The organism is Kitasatospora sp. NPDC057518, assembly GCF_042802075.1.
Taxonomy (GTDB): domain Bacteria; phylum Actinomycetota; class Actinomycetes; order Streptomycetales; family Streptomycetaceae; genus Kitasatospora.
Genome location: NZ_JBHVEU010000011.1, coordinates 1 through 17,177, shown reverse-complemented (window position 1 = coordinate 17,177; position 17,177 = coordinate 1). Strand labels below are relative to the sequence as shown.

At 73.8% G+C, this 17,177-nt stretch carries 17 protein-coding genes; 13 read left to right on the top strand and 4 right to left on the bottom strand.

What is annotated here, in order from left to right:
• Positions 1-10: 10 nt before the first annotated feature.
• From ACFU7Z_RS02275 to ACFU7Z_RS02265, 3 genes are read right to left on the bottom strand one after another with little or no spacing between them, the layout of a single operon-like run.
• Positions 11-856 (bottom strand): hypothetical protein, encoded by an 846-nt coding sequence (locus ACFU7Z_RS02275; RefSeq protein WP_380775399.1) that lies wholly within the window; start codon positions 854-856, stop codon positions 11-13.
• Entirely contained in the window at positions 853-1,977 is a 1,125-nt protein-coding gene (locus ACFU7Z_RS02270) for a hypothetical protein (RefSeq protein ID WP_380775397.1), read from the bottom strand. Before ACFU7Z_RS02270 ends, ACFU7Z_RS02275 begins: the two co-directional genes overlap by 4 nt.
• Positions 1,974-3,230, bottom strand: a complete 1,257-nt coding sequence (locus tag ACFU7Z_RS02265) for a type III PLP-dependent enzyme (protein WP_380775396.1) — start codon at positions 3,228-3,230, stop codon at positions 1,974-1,976. Before ACFU7Z_RS02265 ends, ACFU7Z_RS02270 begins: the two co-directional genes overlap by 4 nt.
• Positions 3,231-3,653: 423 nt before the next feature.
• Here ACFU7Z_RS02265 and ACFU7Z_RS02260 point away from each other — a divergent pair, with 423 nt between their 5' ends.
• From ACFU7Z_RS02260 to ACFU7Z_RS02220, 9 genes are all read left to right on the top strand, one after another.
• Complete coding sequence (locus tag ACFU7Z_RS02260) at positions 3,654-3,959, top strand: cupin domain-containing protein (protein WP_380775394.1); 306 nt, start codon at positions 3,654-3,656, stop codon at positions 3,957-3,959.
• 9 nt (positions 3,960-3,968) lie between these two features.
• Complete coding sequence (locus ACFU7Z_RS02255) at positions 3,969-4,478, top strand: thiamine pyrophosphate-binding protein (protein ID WP_380775392.1); 510 nt, start codon at positions 3,969-3,971, stop codon at positions 4,476-4,478.
• Between the two features lie 86 nt (positions 4,479-4,564).
• Complete coding sequence (locus ACFU7Z_RS02250; protein WP_198959482.1) at positions 4,565-5,059, top strand: thiamine pyrophosphate-dependent enzyme; 495 nt, start codon at positions 4,565-4,567, stop codon at positions 5,057-5,059.
• Positions 5,060-5,088: 29 nt separating this feature from the next.
• Entirely contained in the window at positions 5,089-6,171 is a 1,083-nt protein-coding gene (locus ACFU7Z_RS02245; RefSeq protein WP_380775390.1) for a phosphoribosyltransferase, read from the top strand.
• 104 nt (positions 6,172-6,275) lie between these two features.
• Positions 6,276-6,809 (top strand): GTP cyclohydrolase I, encoded by a 534-nt coding sequence (gene folE, locus ACFU7Z_RS02240; RefSeq protein ID WP_049650735.1) that lies wholly within the window; start codon positions 6,276-6,278, stop codon positions 6,807-6,809.
• A 104-nt stretch (positions 6,810-6,913) separates the two neighbouring features.
• Positions 6,914-8,218 carry an MFS transporter gene (locus ACFU7Z_RS02235; RefSeq protein WP_380775388.1) on the top strand — a complete coding sequence of 435 codons (1,305 nt, stop codon included), beginning with the start codon at positions 6,914-6,916 and terminating at the stop codon, positions 8,216-8,218.
• Positions 8,215-8,883, top strand: coding sequence for an HAD family hydrolase (locus ACFU7Z_RS02230; RefSeq protein WP_380775387.1), 669 nt, complete (start codon positions 8,215-8,217; stop codon positions 8,881-8,883). The genes ACFU7Z_RS02235 and ACFU7Z_RS02230 overlap by 4 nt, the downstream gene beginning before the upstream one ends.
• 70 nt (positions 8,884-8,953) lie before the next feature.
• Complete coding sequence (locus ACFU7Z_RS02225) at positions 8,954-9,559, top strand: NUDIX hydrolase (RefSeq protein WP_380739511.1); 606 nt, start codon at positions 8,954-8,956, stop codon at positions 9,557-9,559.
• Positions 9,560-9,627: 68 nt separating this feature from the next.
• A complete protein-coding gene (locus ACFU7Z_RS02220; RefSeq protein ID WP_117486925.1) occupies positions 9,628-10,029 on the top strand; it encodes an NUDIX domain-containing protein in 402 nt (133 codons plus the stop codon).
• A gap of 1 nt (position 10,030) precedes the next feature.
• Here ACFU7Z_RS02220 and ACFU7Z_RS02215 read toward each other — a convergent pair whose 3' ends face one another.
• The gene (locus ACFU7Z_RS02215) at positions 10,031-11,395 is read right to left on the bottom strand and encodes a wax ester/triacylglycerol synthase family O-acyltransferase (RefSeq protein ID WP_380775385.1); all 1,365 of its coding nucleotides are present in this window, start codon (positions 11,393-11,395) and stop codon (positions 10,031-10,033) included.
• Positions 11,396-11,656: 261 nt separating this feature from the next.
• On the opposite strand from ACFU7Z_RS02215, the gene ACFU7Z_RS02210 reads away from it, so the two are divergent.
• The 4 genes from ACFU7Z_RS02210 to ACFU7Z_RS02195 form a co-directional block, all read left to right on the top strand.
• Positions 11,657-12,640 (top strand): alpha/beta hydrolase, encoded by a 984-nt coding sequence (locus ACFU7Z_RS02210; RefSeq protein ID WP_380775383.1) that lies wholly within the window; start codon positions 11,657-11,659, stop codon positions 12,638-12,640.
• Between the two features lie 13 nt (positions 12,641-12,653).
• Positions 12,654-14,228 carry a peptidoglycan DD-metalloendopeptidase family protein gene (locus ACFU7Z_RS02205; protein ID WP_380775381.1) on the top strand — a complete coding sequence of 525 codons (1,575 nt, stop codon included), beginning with the start codon at positions 12,654-12,656 and terminating at the stop codon, positions 14,226-14,228.
• Positions 14,225-15,700 carry a hypothetical protein gene (locus tag ACFU7Z_RS02200; protein ID WP_380775379.1) on the top strand — a complete coding sequence of 492 codons (1,476 nt, stop codon included), beginning with the start codon at positions 14,225-14,227 and terminating at the stop codon, positions 15,698-15,700. The genes ACFU7Z_RS02205 and ACFU7Z_RS02200 overlap by 4 nt, the downstream gene beginning before the upstream one ends.
• A gap of 67 nt (positions 15,701-15,767) precedes the next feature.
• Positions 15,768-17,177, top strand: a 1,410-nt coding sequence (locus ACFU7Z_RS02195; RefSeq protein WP_380775377.1) for a glycosyl hydrolase family 32, incomplete at its 3' end; no start/stop codon positions are given.

Sequence of the window (17,177 nt, the reverse complement as noted above, 5' to 3'; positions counted from 1 at the left end):
ATCGGCCTCCTCAGAAACGGGCTGGTCCTGGTGCCGGCGGCTGTCGTCGGAGCACGTGCCCCAGGACGTCGACGACCCCCTCCAGGTCGGCCGCCGGCGAGACGTACCAGGCCGCGTCCCGTACGTGCCGGGGCACGGCGGGGTCCGCCACGAACGCGCACCTGACGCCCGGCACCCCGGGGACCCAGTCGGCGGGCGAGTTCCCGACGAGGAGGGTGCTCCTCGGGTCGCGCGCGGCCAGTCCGGCCAGGGCCACGCGCTTTCCGGACTCCGTGCGCGGATAGGGGTGGATCCCGGCGTACGAGCCGCCCGGACCGAGTTCGACGGAGACGGCGACGCGGCTCCCGGTGCTCCAGCCGGTCAGCCGGTGCCGCACGTCGTGGATGAAGTCCGGGGGCCCGAAGACGCTGGCGGACGCCAGGCGGTTCGCCCCGAAGGCCCAGGTGCGGCCGGTCGGCGGCCGGCCCCCGAACTCGGGGGCCACCGCGTCGCCGACCCGGGTCAGTCCGTGGGCGGCGGCCGCCTCCGCCACCTCGGCGCGCAGGCTCCGCAGCGCCGGGAACGGGGTGGTGACGCGCACGGTCCCGTCGATCGCGACCACGTTGCCGTTCTCGGCGATCACCGGGAACCCGGGCGCCGTGCCCAGGCCGATCCGGGTGCCGAACTCCCGCAGTTGCCGGAGCGGCGAGTCCGAGCAGAGGCCCACGGCGACGCCCGCGGAGGTCAGGTGCCGCACCAGCCGCCGGAAGCGCTGCAGGGCGAGGGCGTCCGGAGGGCCGCTGGGGACCGAGGGCACCAGGGTGCCGTTGACGTCGAGGAGCACCACGGCGAAGGGCTCGTGGCCGGGCCCGGTCACCGGGCGGCCGATCCGGCCGGCACGTCCGTGCCCCGCTCCTCGACCTCCGCGATCAGTTCGGACCAACTGTCCATCCCCGTCAGGAGTTTGCGCAGGACGGATATGACCGGCTCGCCCGGCTCCGCCATCCCCAGCGACAACAGCGGCCGGCGCGCGTCGGGTCGCAGGTCGGCCACCCGGAGGGTGCGCCGCAGCAGCTGGTCGACGCGGGCGAAGAAGCGCGCGTTGGCCTCCAGCATGAGGACGGCGAACTCCCGGTCGGCCCCGGCGGGGCTGCCGAGCCGGGCCGAGGTCCGGACGAAGGGGAGCCAGTACGGTGTGCGGCCCCACGTTCCGTCCGGCAGCCGGACGACGAGCCCCGAGAGGCCGAGCAGGAAGTTCCTCGGGTCGAGCAGTTCCAGGGCGGGCCCGTCCGGCCCGGCGGCGGTCCGGTAGTGGAGCACGGGGTCGACGGCGGCGCCCAGGATGGGGGAATGTGCCGAACCGCCCAGCCGGATACCGGGGATGACGTGCCGGACCCGCCGTCCCGTGTCCTGGAACAGGCGGATGACGGCGGCGACGGTCCCGCCGGTGGCGATGTCGTCCTCGATGAGGGTGTAGCCCCGCCCGGCCGGGTCCGGTGGCAGCGAGGCGATCTGGTCGCGGATGGGGGCGGCGCCGGGCCGCGGCACCAGCCCGACCTGCCGGCGGCCGCCGAGCAGGAAGCCCCGGGACACCCGCAGCGGCCGGACCGCCAGGTCGAGGAGCGGATCGAGGCTCACCGGCGGCCCGCCGGTGACCCGGCGGCGGACCGCCAGTTCGAGCCGGTGCGCGTCGACCAGGTGGAACCGGAGGCCGCCGGGCCGTGGCACTACCGTGCGCAGCGCGTCCCTCAGGTCCCGCTGGAAGGCGCGGTAGGCCTCCGCGACGGCGGGAGCCGAGCCGCCCGGCGACACGGTGCCGCACCCGGCCGGTGCGCGGCCCAGGGTCCGTACGCAGTAGGAGGTGTCGTCGCGCATGACGATGGTGAACGCGCCCGTGGCGGGGGCCTCGATGCGGGTCGTGACGTCGGAGCCCGGGTCGGGGCGTACGAGGTGGTGGTCGGGGTGTACGAGGTGGTGGCCGGGGACGGCGCGGATCACCGCGGGCTCCGCTCGCGGCCCAGGACGTACCTGCCGCGGGCGACCTCCCGTTCCCCGTCGAGCACCACCTCCAGCGGCATGGGGTGGCAGTGGAACAGGGCCAGCCCCGCGTGCAGGCCGTAGGCGCCGACGTTCGGCACCGTCAGCAGGTCTCCGACGGCCACGTCCGGAAGGCGCGCGTCCCTGGTCCAGACGTCCAGCGGGTGGCAGAGCGGGCCGGCGACGATGGTCCCGTCGGGGACGGCGGACGCGTGGGGATCGTCACCGCACTGGAAGCGCGGCTCGATCCGGTCCTCCTTGCGGAGCCCCGACATCCCGCCCAGGTGGTTGACGCCGGTGTCCAGGACGACGACGCGCCGCCCCTGCGAGCGCTTGACGTCCAGCACCCTGGTCAGCAGCCGGCCGCAGCCCGCCGTCAGGTAGCGGCCCGACTCGAAGACGACCCGCCGCTCCCCTTCCGGCCAGCCGGGGAGCCCCTCCTCGAGCAGGGCGTCGAGCCGGCTCCTGAGCGCGTCGAACCGCGGCAGTTCGCCGGGGACGGCGTACGGTGCGCCGAAGCCTCCGCCGAGGTCGATCACGGGGAGCCGGCGGTCGAGCGCCGTCTCGATCCGCCGCACGACGTCGAGCCCGTAGCGGAACACCGCGAGCAGCGCGTCCACCCGGGTCAGGTTGCTGCCCATGTAGAGGTGCAGGCCGGCCAGTTCCGCGTGCTCCCGGTCCGCGAAGAGCTCGGGCCGCTCCAGCACCCAGGCCAGGTCGGCGCCGAACTGGGAGGGGCCGCCGGTCATCGCGAGACCGGCCCCGGCCGGGGGGACGGGCGGGTTGACCCGCAGCAGTGCGCGCACCCGCGTGCCCGCGGCGCGGCCCAGCCGGTCGAGCTGGTCCAGGGCGTGCGGGGAGTCGACGGAGAACTGCCGGACGCCCGCCGCGAGGGCCCCGGCCACGTCCTCGTCGCGTTTGCCGGGGCCGGTGTAGAGCGCCCCGTCGGCCGGGAAGCCGGCCTGGAGGGCGGCGCGCAGTTCGCCGGGCGAGCTGACCTCGGCGTGGCAGCCGAGCGCCGCCAGCCGGCCGAGGACGGCGGGGTGCGGGTTGGCCTTGAGGGAGTAGAGCAGGGTGGCCGGGGCGGGCAGTGAGCCCACCAGCCGGTGGTGGGCGTCGCTCACGGCGGCCAGGTCGTAGAGGTAGGCCGGTGTCTCCCACCGGGTTTCCGGTAACGCCGTTCTCGTCGTCGTTTCCCCGACCTCGACGTCCATAGAACCGAGGGCTCCTCATGAGTCGTGCGGGCGCACCTTCTGACGGGCTTCAGGAGACCCCGCCGGGCCGGGGAGGACAAGGCCCCCTGGAGCCCGGTGGCTGCTTTCGGTCATGTCATGCCACTTCCGGATGACGGGGTTCCGGTTTCCCCGGCCGGTCGGCGGACGCCGGGAGACGGCTGGTCAGGCGCCGGTCCGGCGGGTCGGCGGATCCGTCTCCCGAGGCGCCGCGCCGTGCGCGGGTGGGCTCAACTCAGGTTGGCTCATTACGAGTTGGGGTGATGGTGGTCCGTTGCTGTCCGTTGGGCGCGCCTCTAGAGTCTCGGCATCGGCCGTGGTCTGACGACGTTCGATACCCGCAGATTCTCGGTCACGCGAAACACGCCACCAGCAGCGGCTCACGGGACAGATCGGGGTACGCACATGCAGGAGCACATCGAGCAGGTCGGTACCAAACTCGTCTACTCCGACGACCGCGTCAGGGTGTGGGTCCTGGAGCTGGACCCGGGGGAGGAGACGATCATCCACCAGCACCCCTGCGACTACGTCTACGTCGCCACGGAGAGCGGCCGGGCGGAGACCGTGCACAAGGACGGCACCGGCTACGTCGGGGAGGACAAGCTCGGCGACGCCGTCTACCACGAGGCCGGACAGCCGCACCTGCTGCGGAACATCGGGGACAACCACTACTCGAACATCATCGTCGAGTTGCTGGCCACCACCAGGTGAGGCTGCCCCATGTCGGCTGTCGCGGCGTACGAGGCGCTCGTCGAGGCGGGTGTGGAGATCGTCTACGCGGTGCCCGACTCGCTCCTGGCACCGCTGTGCCAGGAGGCGTCGGCACGGCGTGAGATCCGGTACGTGCAGGTCAACGACGAGGCCACGGCGGTCGGCCTGGCGGCCGGCGCCCGACTGGCCGGCGCCCGTTCGCTGGTCGTGATGGAGAACTCGGGGCTGCGCCGGGCCTGCGAGACCCTGGCCCGCCTGACCATGAGCCACCGGCTGCACACCGCGCTGCTGATGTCCCGGCGCGGGGCCTTCGGCGAACCGAACTGGTGGGGAATTCCGCACGAGGAGACGATGCACCGGCACACGGCGATGCTCTCCCTGGTGACCGCGGACGTCCATTCCTGCGCGGAGTTGGCGGAATGCCTCCGCAAGGCCTACGCCACGCTCGACACCGGGCAGCGGAGCGTGGCACTCGTGGCGAACGCCGGGATGACGGCGGAACTGAGGGGTGCGCCATAGAAACCGCCGAATTCCTCGAAGCCCTGTACGCCAGGCTCCCCGCGGACTCGGTGTCGGTCGCGCCGCTCGGTCGGACGAGCGAGGTGATGTACGCGCTCCGTCCCGCCGACACCCTCTTCACCGACACCATGGGCGACGTCACCGCGATCTCCCTGGGAATGGCCATGGCGGCGGCCCCGCTGTCCGTGGTCGGCATCGACACCGACGGCGGTTTCCTGATGAACCTGTCCGTACTCACCGCACTGGGCGACCAGTTGCCGAGGCTCGGCAACTACACACTGGCCGTCATCGACAACCACCTGTACGAGTCCGGCGGCGGGCTGCCCAGTCGTGGGACGGCCCTGGACTGGAGCGCGCTCTTCGGCGCCGTCGGACTGAAGTCGGTCCTCGTCGAAGCGCCGCACCAGGTGCCGGAGGTGCTGCCGCTGTCCGGCACGGTGCTGATCGCCTCCGTGCACAACCGGGCACCCGCACCGGACGCGCTGAAGACGGTCGACGGCGTCGAGTCCTCGTACCAGGTGGAGCGGGTGCTGGCCGAACGCACCGGGCGAACGCCGAGGCGGCCCGCGCTCAAACCGTGACCCTACCCGTGGAGTTGGTGGATCATCCGGTGAAGTACCTCCTGCACAGCGACGACGCGGCCTGCTACGGCCTGGACCCCGCCGGCTCCCCGACCAGGGTCCTCGTCTGCTCGACCGCGGCCTCGCGCACCCTCCTCACCGACCCGGCCGTCTCGGGCCACCGGTACCGTTCGCTGCTCGGCACCGCGGTGTCGACCGCGCTCGACCTGGTGGCGGAGGCCGATCCGGCGGTGGCCGGAGCCCTGGCGACCGAGGCGACGACGGTCGTCACCATCCTGCGCGGGGGCCTCAGTTTCGGCGTCGACAGCGCGCTGTCGCACCGCTTCGGCTCCCCCGAGGCGGTGAGCTTCGTCGGAACCGACCGGGGAGCCGCCCACCCCCTCGACATCTCGTACGAGCGCTGGGAGTTCACCGGGCGGCAGCTGCTGGTGCTCGGGGACATCATCGGCACCGGGGCGACGGTGGAGAAGGTGCTCCGGGCCGCCCGGCAGGCGGCGCACGGCCGCGGCGCGGAGATCGCCGGCTACCTGGTGCTGACCGTCGGATCCCGGCAGGGTGTGCGGCGCCTGCGGGACTACTTCGCCGAACTGGCCCACCGGGGCGAGCGGTTCAGCGCCGTCATCGTGGCCCTGGAGGCACTGTTCGAGCTGCCCGACCGCACCCGGCTCGGGCAGGCCTTCCCCCAACTGCCCTTCGACTTCCTGCGGTCCCCCCGCTGGTCGACCCCGGACTTCGAACTGCACCGGCTGGGCCACCGGGACAGCCTCTTCGAGAAGTGCGCCGTCTACGACGGCGGCGTGCGCGCCTTCACGCCCGGCGAGCACCGGCGGTTCCGGGCGGCCTGGTGGACGGAGGTACGACGGCGGGGGAGCGACGCCGGACTCTCGCTGGCCGACCTGGGCCGGAGCACCGCCGGACTCGACCGGTACGCCCGCCCCCTGGACGACTGGCTGGAGGGGATCGGCTGGGCGGCGCCGGAGAACGTCCGGCACCTCGGCGTCGACCACGCCGAACTCCACGCGCTGGGACGCCGGGCCCACGAGTACGCGGCGGCGGCCTCCCTCGACGCCTACGCCGACGCACGCCTGGCACCCGGGGAGCCGCCGCGCTGAGCACCGCCGACGGTCTTCAACCTCCCACCCCACCAGAAGACTTCGCCGGAGCCCCGGCGAGGCCGGCGGCGGAGTCCGCCGGACGGACCGAGAACGGAGACCACATGACGATCGCCGAGTGGCTACGGGACAACGTCACCACGGACAAGCGGGCCCTGGACTGGTACACCGAACCCGAGTGCGAGCCCCGCATCGTCCGCGCGTACCGGGAGCTGCTGAGCGGCTACGAGACCGACACCTCCAAGATCCTCAAGACGACCGTCCTGGTCGAGGGCGACCACCAGGGCGTCGTCCGGGTGCACGACATCAACTACTACTCGATCTGCGCCCACCACTTCCTGCCCTTCTACGGCAAGGTCGACATCACCTACGTCCCCGGGAACCGGATCCTGGGGCTCGGCAAGTTCCCGCGCCTGGTCCAGGCCTTCAGCAAGCGGTTCCAGATCCAGGAGCACCTGGTGAAGGACATCGCCGAGGAGATCATGGCCTCCGGCGGGGCCCGCGCCGTCCGCGTGGAGTCGAGCGGCCGGCACATGTGCATGTGCAGCCGCGGCCCGTCCGACCAGACCGTCATCACCGACACGACCTACGTGACCGGTGACGTCGAACTGCTGACGGCCTACGGCCCGCAGCACTGACGCGTCGTGTGATGGGAGGGTGCCGACTCCTCCTCCCCTCTCATCACACGACCGGCCGGTGCCGGCCCGCCCGTCAGCCCGTCCACTTCCCTGGAGAGCGAACCATGCGCAAGAACGGTGTCGCGCGCCGCGAGAGCACCGGGTCACCGTGGCCGGCCATCGTGACCACCTGGCTCTCCGGGGTCCTCGCCGCCTTCGGGCTGGGCGCGCTCTCCCCGCTCGGGTCCGAGATCCGCGGGGACCTGCACCTCTCCCTCGGCCAGTTCGCCTGGGCGACCTCCAGCATCACCGCGGTGAGCGCCGTCCTCGGCGTCCCCGCCGGGTGGTGGATCAGCCGGCTCGACGCCCGGAAGGCGCTGGCCGGCGGGCTCGTCCTCACCACCCTGTCCGTGGCGGCGACGGCCTTCGCGGGCAGCTGGTCGCCGCTGCTGGCGGCGCGCACCGCGCAGGGCTTCGGCTACCTCCTGGTCTTCGTGGGCGGGCCGATCATGCTGACCCGGCTGGCCGAGGGGCGGGCGCAGGCCACGGCGCTGGCGCTGTGGGGCACCTGCGTCCCCACCGGGCTCGCCCTGGCCACCGCCCTGGGGGGAGCGGTCAGCGGCGCGATCGGCTGGCGCGGCTGGATGGGCGCGACCGCGCTCCTCCCGCTCGTGCTGGCGGTCGCGGTCGGCGCCACCCGCCCCGCCGCCGCCCGCGCGCCGACGGCGGACCCGGCCGCCGAGGGCACCGGAGCGCCGCCCCCGCGGACCGGCTGGATCCCCCCGGTGCTCTTCGCGCTGAGCTTCGCCTGCGTCTGCCTGGCCGGGGTCGCGATCGTCGTGCTGCTGCCCACGTTCCTGACGGAGGAACGCGGCGCGTCCACGGCCACCGCCGGCGTCGTCGCCGCGGTGGTCTCCCTCGGCAGCGTGCTCGGCAGCGCGCTCAGCGGGCTGCTGCTGCGCCGGGGCGTCGGGCTGCTCGCGATGACTCCGGTGCTGGCCCTGCTGCCCGTCTCGGCGCTCCTGGTCTTCGCGCTGCGCCTCCCCGTGGTGGCCGTGATGGTCCTGGCCTGCGTCGGCCTGGTGGTCGACGGGGTGATGATCTCCGCGATGTTCGCGGCGGTGCCGCGGATCGCCGGCAGCCCCCGGCGCGCCGACGTCACCAACGGGCTGGTCGCCCAGCTCGGCAGCCTCGGCACGCTGGTCGGGCCGCCGGCCTTCAGCCTGGCCGTGGACGGCGCCGGATGGGCCGGCGCCGGGCTGGCCGCGCTGGCCTTCACCGTGGTCGGCGTCGCGCTGCTCCTGGTGGTCTCCCTGCCCGCGCCGCGCGGTCCCGCCCGACCCCGGTCACGCGGCGGGCAGGCGGAGGCGGCGGGGGACCGGGCGGCGGTACCGTACGGAGGACCCGGCGGAAGGGATCTCACGTCATGACGTCCGGAACGCGTGCGGGCCGCGGGCCCCGCGTCGTCCTCTTCGACCTGGACGACACCCTGGTGGTGACCGCGGAGGTCAAGTGGGCCCACCACAAGGCGGTCGCCCGGCGGTTCTACGGGATCGACCTGACGGACGCCGAGCTGGCGCTGCACTGGGGCAAGCCCTTCGACGCGATGATCCGCGCCCTCTACCGCGACAGCGACACCCTGGAACGGATGCGCGAGGCGAACCTCTCGCTGGAGGAGGAGTTCCTCAAACGGCCCCTCCCCGGCGCCGTCGAGGTCGTCCACGAGCTCTGGCGCCGGAGCGTCGGCGTCGGCGTCGTCACGTCCACCAACCGCCTCTCGGCCCTCCGGGACGTCGAACGGATCGGGCTGCGGACGGACCGGCTGGTCCTGCTCCAGGCAGCGGACGACAGCCCCCACCACAAGCCGGACCCCCGGGTGTTCGACGCCGCGCTGGCGACGCTGAGCGGAAGGGGGGTCGGCGTGGACGACGTCTGGTACGTGGGCGACGCCCTCATCGACCTCGCGGCGGCCACCGGGGCCGGGCTGCGCTTCGTCGGCGTCGCCACTGGCTTCCACACGCGCGAGGACTTCGAACGGGCCGGTGCCGAGCACGTCCTCGACGACGTACGGCAGCTGCCCGACCTGCTGCCCTGACCGGGGCGGCGAACCCCGCCCACCGGCGTCCGTGGGCGGCCGTGGGCGTCTACCGGCGCGGAAGGCCAGGATGAACATCGAGACGCTACGCCCGGCCCCGGACACCTACGCGGAGTACTGCGTGCTCTGCCGGGGCGGCCCCGTCGCCTGGACCACGGCCGGGGGCAGGCGGGAGGTCCGCTGCGGCAACTGCGGTGGGCGCAGCGCCCGGGCCATCGTCATCGACCCCGGCATCTCCTGGTGGTCCGCCGAGGACGGCGAGTACTGGCACGAGACCGCGGCGGTCTTCGTCCGCGATCCGGCGGACAGGTTCCTGCTCTTCCAACGCGTCGCGTTCCCCTACGCGTTGACGGTCCCGGCCGGCCATGTGGACCGGGACGAGGACCCGGCCGACGCCGCGGCTCGCGAACTGCGCGAGGAGGTCGGCCTGACCGCCGGCGACCGGCTCCGGTTCGTCGCCACGTTCCCGATCCCGGGCGACTCCTGCCGACGCGGATCCGACGCGCACGTCTGGCACGTGTACCTGCTGACGGTGCCGGACGGGGGGCGCGTCACCGTCAACGAGGAGGGCGAGGCGCCCCGTTGGCTCACGCTGGACGAAGCGCTGGCGGCCGACCTGACCCACGCCGTGCGGCAGGTCGTCACCACCTGCACGGAGCAACTGCTGGACGGCTGACGGCCGGTGGGGCGGTATCCTCGTGGACCGGTCGGAGCAACCGGTCGGAGCAACAGGAGGACTGGTCCATGGCGGCGCTCATCGACAAGGTGGCGTGGATCCACCTGGAGAACGGCCTGGTGCTGAGCACGCGTTCCCACGGCAAGGACGCCTACTACCTGCCCGGGGGGAAGCGGGAGCCGGGGGAGAGCGACCTCGACACGCTGTGCCGGGAGATCGAGGAGGAGCTGTCCGTCGCCGTCGTACGGGACTCGGCCGCCCTGCTGGGCGTCTTCGAGGCCCAGGCCCACGGGCACGGCCAGGGCGTGGTCGTCCGCATGACCTGCTACACCGCCGCGTACGAGGGGGTGCTCGCGCCGGCCAGTGAGATCGCCGAGCTGGTGTGGCTCACCCACGCCGACCGGCACCGGACGTCCCCCGTGGACCGGATCATCTTCGACAGGCTGCGGGCCGATGGGCTGCTTCGCTGACCTACGTCCTTCCCAACGCCTCCTCCAGGAGGCCTAGTTGGTCGCCCAGCGCGTCCCCCAGCCCGTCCAGCGGGGCGAGCAGGGAGCGGTCCCCCACCAGGCCCAGGTTCAACCGGCCGCCCGCCGAGCGGGCCGCGATGAACAGGCCGACCCCGTGGCAGACGCTGCCCAGCGGGTGGACCGTCTCCAACGGGCAGCCGGCGAAGTACATCCGCTGCGAGGAGCCGGGGATGTTCGACACCACGACGTTGTACGGGGGCCGGGTCGCGCCGCCCAGGCCCAGCACGTTCTGCGCGACGAACGGCCAGGTGAACAGGGCCCCGTAGAGCCCGGTGGAGCCCTTCTGCAGCTCGCCCAGCTCCCGCTTGGCCAGCGCGCTGGACCGGGCCACGGCGCGCAGCCGCTCCAGCGGGTCGGCCACGTCGGTGCCGAGGCTCATGACCGTCATGGCGAAGGAGTTGGCGGTGGACGCGTCGCCCGCCTCCCTCGTCGAGACGGGGGTGCCCGCGGTCAGGGACCGCGCCGGAAGCGCCCCGGCCGCGGCCAGGCACTGCCGGAGGGCGCCCCCGCACACCGCCAGCAGGACGTCGTTGACGGTCGTGCCGGCGTCCTTCGCCACCGCCCGGAACCGGTCGAACTCGTAGCTGCGGGTGATCACTTGGCGCTGCCGACCGACGGCGGCGTTCAGCGGGGAGCGCGGGACCAGGAACGGCACCGCGCGGGTGCGGTCGGCCCTGGCCCGCACGCCCCGCGCCATGGTCCTGGCGGCCCGGCCGAGGCCCAGCGCGGTGGCCGCGAGCCCGCGGGCCGTCGGTCCTTCCGCCCCGGTGCTGTGGTCGGCGGGGGCGGCGATGCTCCACAGTGGGCGCAGCCCCTCGTCCCGCGGATCGGTGCTCAGCATGCGCCGCAGGCGCTGTTGGACGCCGAGCCCGTCCGTGAGCGCGTGGTGCACCTTGACGTACAGGGCGAACCGGCCGTCCGCCAGGCCCTCGATCAGGTGGCACTCCCACAGCGGCCGCGTGGTGTCGAGCGGCCGGGAGTGCAACCGGGAGACGAGGTCGGTCAGTTCGCGCTCGCCGCCGGGCGCGGGCAGCGCGGAGCGGCGCAGGTGGTACGACCGGTCGACGTCCTGCCCGGCGAGCACCTCCCAGGTGCCGGCGAAGGCCCCCCAGCGTGCGTGGCGCGGCCGGAAGGTGAAGGGGGCCGCGACGGGCGCGGCGAGGAGCCGCTCGAACAGGCGCTGTACGTACGGCCCGGGCTCGGCACCGGCGGGCGGCCCGAAGGTGGCCAGGAGCGCCACGTGCTGGGGAGTGGTGGCGGACTCCAAGGCGAGAAAGACCCGGTCGGGCATCCTGATCCTGGCCACAGCACCCCTCCTGTCCGCGTCCGGTCACCAGTCTGGTGGCGGCGGCACCGCCGGACAAGAGCGCACCGTCGGACAGGGACACACGGCCGACGACCCGACGCTCCGGGAACGCACCAGTCTCCGCGCCCGGCCCCGCCGCTGTCAGTCCGTATGGTTCCGGATTCCGCGCCCCCCGGCGGGTGGCTACCGTCCGAACCGTCCGAACGACGGACATCCGGCGGTCGCGGACCGGCCGCCGACACGCGCCCTCAGGAGGTCACGGTGACCGCGAACCACCCCACCCGCAGGAGCATCCTCAAGTCCGCCGGCGGGCTCGGCGCCGCGCTGGCGCTCGGCGGCGCGAGCGTCCTCGCGACGGCCTCGACCGCCCACGCCGCCGACGACGGCTTCGGCCTGCACATCACCGACCGCGGCGAGGCCGACGCCCGGATGTGGTACTACCGCTTCCACACCGCCGAGATCGGCTGGGACCCGGCCGTCAACGTGCTGCTCCCCGACGACTACCACACCAGCGGGCGCGCCTACCCCGTCCTCTACCTCCTGCACGGCGGCCTCCAGGACTTCATCGAGTTCGACCGCCAGGGCGTCCGCGACTGGACCATCGGCAAGCCCCTGATCGTGGTGATGCCCGACGGCGGGCAGGCCGGCTGGTACTCCAACCCGGTCAGCACCAACGTCGGCCCCCGCAACTGGGAGTCCTTCCACATCAACCAGCTGATCCCGTGGGTCGACGCCAACTTCCGCACCTTCGCCGAGCCCGAGGGCCGCGCCGTCTCCGGCTTCTCCATGGGCGGCTTCGGCGCCCTGAAGTACGCGGCCAAGTACTGGGGCCACTTCGCCTCGGTCAGCGCCCACTCCGGCCCGGCCAGCCTGCGCCGCGACAACGGCGCGGTCGTCCACTGGGCCAACGTCTCCGCCGCCGTCAAGGACCTGGCCGGCGGCACCATCTACGGCGCGCCGCTGTGGGACCAGGCCAGGGTGACCGCCGACAACCCGGTCGAGCGCCTGGAGAGCTACCGCAACAAGCGGATCTTCCTGGTCGCCGGCACCAGCCCCGACCCGACCAACCCCTTCGACACCTTCAACGAGACCGCGGTGCTGGCCGGACAGCGGGAGTTCCGCGCCCTGCTCGACGGCGCCGGCATCCCGTACGAGGCCCACGAGGAGTCGGGCGGGCACTTCATCCGGCCCGACATGATGCGGCGCGACATCGACGGCATCATCGGCCGCCTCCGCAAGGCGTGAGGGGGCCGCACCGATGATCTCCCGCACCTCGCGGCGGGCCCTGGCCGTGGTGGCCCTGCTGCTGCCGGTCGCCGTCCCGGCCGTTCCCGCTGTCGCCGTTCCCGCTGTTCCCGTCGCTGCCGCCGTTGCCGCCGGGTTCGCGGCGGCCTGCCCGACCGACGGCGCCATCACCCAGCACTACACCGCGGAGCACAACGGCATCGACATCGCCAACAACCGCGGCACCCCGATCTACGCGGTCGGCGACGGCAAGGTCGTCATCTCCGGCCCGGTGTCCGACTACGGCCAGTGGATCCGCATCCTGCACCCGGACGGGACCATCACCGAGTACGGGCACATGCAGCGGCGGGACGTGTTCGAGGGCGACGACGTGCGGGCCGGCCAGCAGATCGCGCTGATGGGCAGCGAGGGCAACTCCACGGGCCCGCACCTGCACCTGCGGGTCTGGGCCGACCCGAACGCGTCCCAGCGCACCGACCCGGAGCCGTACCTCACGGAGCGCGGCGTCACCGTGCCCTGCGTCCCCGGGAGCGGTCCCCGGCCCGCGCCGCTGGTGTATCCGGCCGAGTCCGGCCGGGTGGTGTCGGCCCGGTCCGCGGACGGGCGCCTGGAGGTCTTCGCCGCCGGGGCGAGCGGTGTCTCGCACGCCTGGCAGACCGTGGTCAACGGCGCCTGGTCGGAGTGGGAGGGCCTCGGCGGCCCGGGCGGCGCCGAACTCGCCATCGGTCCGAACGCGGACGGCCGGCTGGAGGTGTTCGCCCTCAACGGCACCACCCTCCAGCACCGTTACCAGCTCCAACCGTCCGGCGCCTGGTCCGGCTGGGAGGACTTCGGCGGCGGGGGCCACGACCTCGCCGTCGGCGCCAACCAGGACGGGCGGCTCGAAGTCTTCGCCTCGGGACCGGCCGCCGTCTTCCACCGCTACCAGACCGCGCCCAACGGCGGCTGGTCCGGTTGGGAGGGCACCGGTGGCGGCCCGGCCAACAGTGAGATCGAGCTCGGGAAGGCCCCCGACGGCCGCCTCGAAGTCTTCGCCCTCAACGGCGACACCTTCCAGCACCAGTGGCAGACGGACGTCAACGGCGGCTGGTCCGCCTGGGACACGACCTTCGGCGGCGGGGGACACGACCTCACCGTCAGCCACAACCGGGACGGCCGCCTGGAGGTCTTCGCCTCGGGGCCGGTCGGCGTCTACCACAAGCACCAGACGAACCCCACCAGTTGGTCCGGCTGGGAAGCCACCGGCGGCCCCGCCGACTCCCGGCTCACCAGCGAACTGACCGCGGACGGCCGGGTCGAGGTGTTCGCCATCAACGGCAGTACGGCGCAGCACATCTGGCAGACCGCCCTGAACGCCCCGTACGGCCAGTGGGAGACCTTCGGAGGAGGCGGCACCGAGATCGGCGCCGCCGCCAACGCCGACGGCCGGATCGAGGTGTTCGGTTCCAACACCGACGGCGTCCACCACCGGTGGCAGACCGGCTTCTCCACCTGGTCCGAGTGGGCCTGGCTGAACACCACCCCCGGACCCGCCGTCAGTCTGAACACCACCCCCGGACCCGCCGTCAGTCGAGGAGCCACCCCGTGACCGGCCAGCAGCGCGCCCGCCGGGCGCCCCACCGTGCCCTGCTGTCCGCGATCGCCGCCCTGGGAGTCACGGCGGGCCTGACGGTCGCCGCCCCCTCCGCTCCGGCCGCCACCGGCAGCGACCTGTGTGCCGAGGTCGCCTACCAGGCGGGCTTCCGGGGCGAGGCCCTGGTGACCGCGATCGCCGTCGGCCTCGCCGAGTCCAGCTGCAACCCGCTGGCCTCCAACCGCGAGGGCAACACCCCGGACTACTCCGTCGACCGTGGCCTGTGGGAGATCAACGACCACTTTCACGGTGAGGTCTCCGACGCGTGCGCCTACGACGCCCAGTGCAACGCCGACCAGACCTACCGGATCTCCAACGGCGGCCTCGACTGGCACCAGTGGTCGACCTACAGCGCGCGCGCCCACCTGCGGCACATGGAGGAGGCCCAGGCCGCCGTCGACCGGCTCGGCCACCACGAGCCCGGTCCCGCGCCGCTGGAGTACCCGGCGGAGTCCGGCCGGGTGGTCTCGGCCCGGTCCGCCGACGGACGCCTCGAAGTCTTCGCGGCCGGGAAGAACGGCGTCTCGCACGCCTGGCAGACCGCGATCAACGGCGGCTGGTCGGAGTGGGAGGACCTCGGCGGCCCGGCCGGCGCCGAACTCGCCATCGGCCTGAACGCGGACGGCCGGCTGGAGGTCTTCGCCCTCAACGGCAGTACCCTCCAGCACCGTTACCAGCTCCAGCCGTCGGGCGCCTGGTCCGGTTGGGAGGAGTTCGGCACCGGTGGCCACGACCTCGCCGTCGGCTCCAACCAGGACGGGCGGCTCGAAGTCTTCGCCTCGGGACCGGTCGGCGTCTTCCACCGGTACCAGACGGCGCCCAACAGCGGCTGGTCCGGCTGGGAGGGCACCGGTGGCGGCCCCGCCGACAGCGAGATCGAACTCGGCAAGGCCCCCGACGGGCGGCTGGAGGTCTTCGCCCTCAACGGCAGCGTCTTCCAGCACCAGTGGCAGACCGCCGTCAACGGCGGCTGGTCCGCCTGGGACTCCACCTTCGGCACCGGCGGCCACGACCTCACCGTCAGCCACAACCAGGACGGCCGGCTCGAGGTCTTCGCCTCCGGCCCGGCCGGCGTCTACCACAAGTACCAGACGGACCCGACCAGTTGGTCCGGCTGGGAGGCCACCGGCGGCCCCGCCGACGCGCAGCTGACCAGCGGGCGTTCGCCGGACGGCCGGGTGGAGGTGTTCGCCATCAACGGCAGTACGGCGCAGCACATCTGGCAGACCGGCCTGAACGCCCCGTACGGCCAGTGGGACACCTTCGGCACCGGCGGCACCGAGATCGGCTCGGCGAACAACGCCGACGGCCGGATCGAGGTCTTCGGCGCCAACACCGACGGCGTCCACCACAAGTGGCAGACCGGCTTCTCCACCTGGTCCGAGTGGGCCTGGCTGAACACCACCCACGGACCCGCCGCCGGCTGACCACCCCCGGACCCGCCGCCGGCTGACGACGCCGGAAACCCCGCCGGAAACCCTCTGGAGCGCAGCGATGCACCCGATCAGCAGGCGCGGCCTGCTGCGGGCGGCCGGAGCGGGAGCCCTCGTGCTCCCGCTCGCGGGCCGTACCGCCCCGGCGGCCTCCGCCGTCCCGACCGGCGCCTCCGTCGGCGCCGTCTGGGTCGGCGCCGGCCCGTTCGACCACGTCTACGACCCGTCCACCGCGCGCCGCCGCTACCTCAACGACCACACCCTGGTCCAGGCCGACGGGCGCTGGCACCTGTTCAGCATCGTCGGCGACAGCGCGCCGCCCGGGCAGGCGCCTGACAGCGCGGCCGAGGTCTCGCTCGCGCACGCCTCGGCGCCCTCCCCGTCCGGGCCGTGGCGGAGCCACCCGGACGCGCTGACCGTCGACGCCTCGTACTTCGGCGAGGAGCACCTGTGGGCCCCGCACGTCGTCGAGTCGGGCGGCGTGCACTGGATGTTCTACGCGGCGGGCGGACGCGCCGGGGCGGCGGTCAACGCCGCCACCTCCACCGACCTGTCCACCTGGACGAGGCTGCCGTCCGGTCCGCTGTTCCGCGGGACCGCCGCGCGCGACCCGATGGTGCTGCGGATCGGCGCCGAGTGGGTGATGTACTACACCGAGCTGTCCGGCCCCGGCGGCCGCCACCAGGTCTGCTACCGGCGCTCCGCCGACCTGCTGACCTGGGGCGAGCCCGGCGTGGCCTTCGCCGACGCGGCCACCGCCGCGGACGGCGTCTCGGTCACCGAGTCGCCCTTCGTGGTGGCCCGGGACGGCTGGTACCACCTGTTCATCGGACCGCGCAACGGCTATGAGGGCACCGACGTCCTCGCCTCCCAGGACCCGTTCCGCTTCTCCGTCGACGGCTACGCCGGCCATGTGCCCGGCCACGCGGTGGAGGTGGTCACCGACGGGCGGCAGTGGTGGGCCAGCGCCGCCGGCTGGTTCCGGCGCGGCCTCTACCTGGCCCCGCTGGACTGGCGGTCCACCCCGCCGCCCTGGCAGAGCCCGGACAACCCCGTCGCCGCCCCGGACGTCCACGGCCGACTGACCGTGTTCGCCCTCGACGCCGCCGACCGGTCGGTGCTGCGCCGGGTCCAGACCGGCCCGGACACCGACACCTGGTCGGACTGGGAGGTGTTCGGGACACCCGCCGGTGCGGTGCCCGTCCTGGGCCGCAACGCCGACGGCCGGCTGGAGGTGTTCTCCCTCGCCCCCGACGGCGCCGCCCTGCACCACCGCGTCCAGCGGAGCGACGGCGGCTGGTCGGACTGGGAGGTCTTCGGCGGCCCGGCCGGCGCCGCCCCCGCCGTCGCCCGGAACGCCGACGACCGGCTGGAGGTCTTCGCGCTCGCCCCCGGCGGCGCCCTGATCGCCCGCCGCCGCCAGTCCTCGCCCGGCTCGACCGGCTGGGACGACTGGGACCCGGGCTTCGGC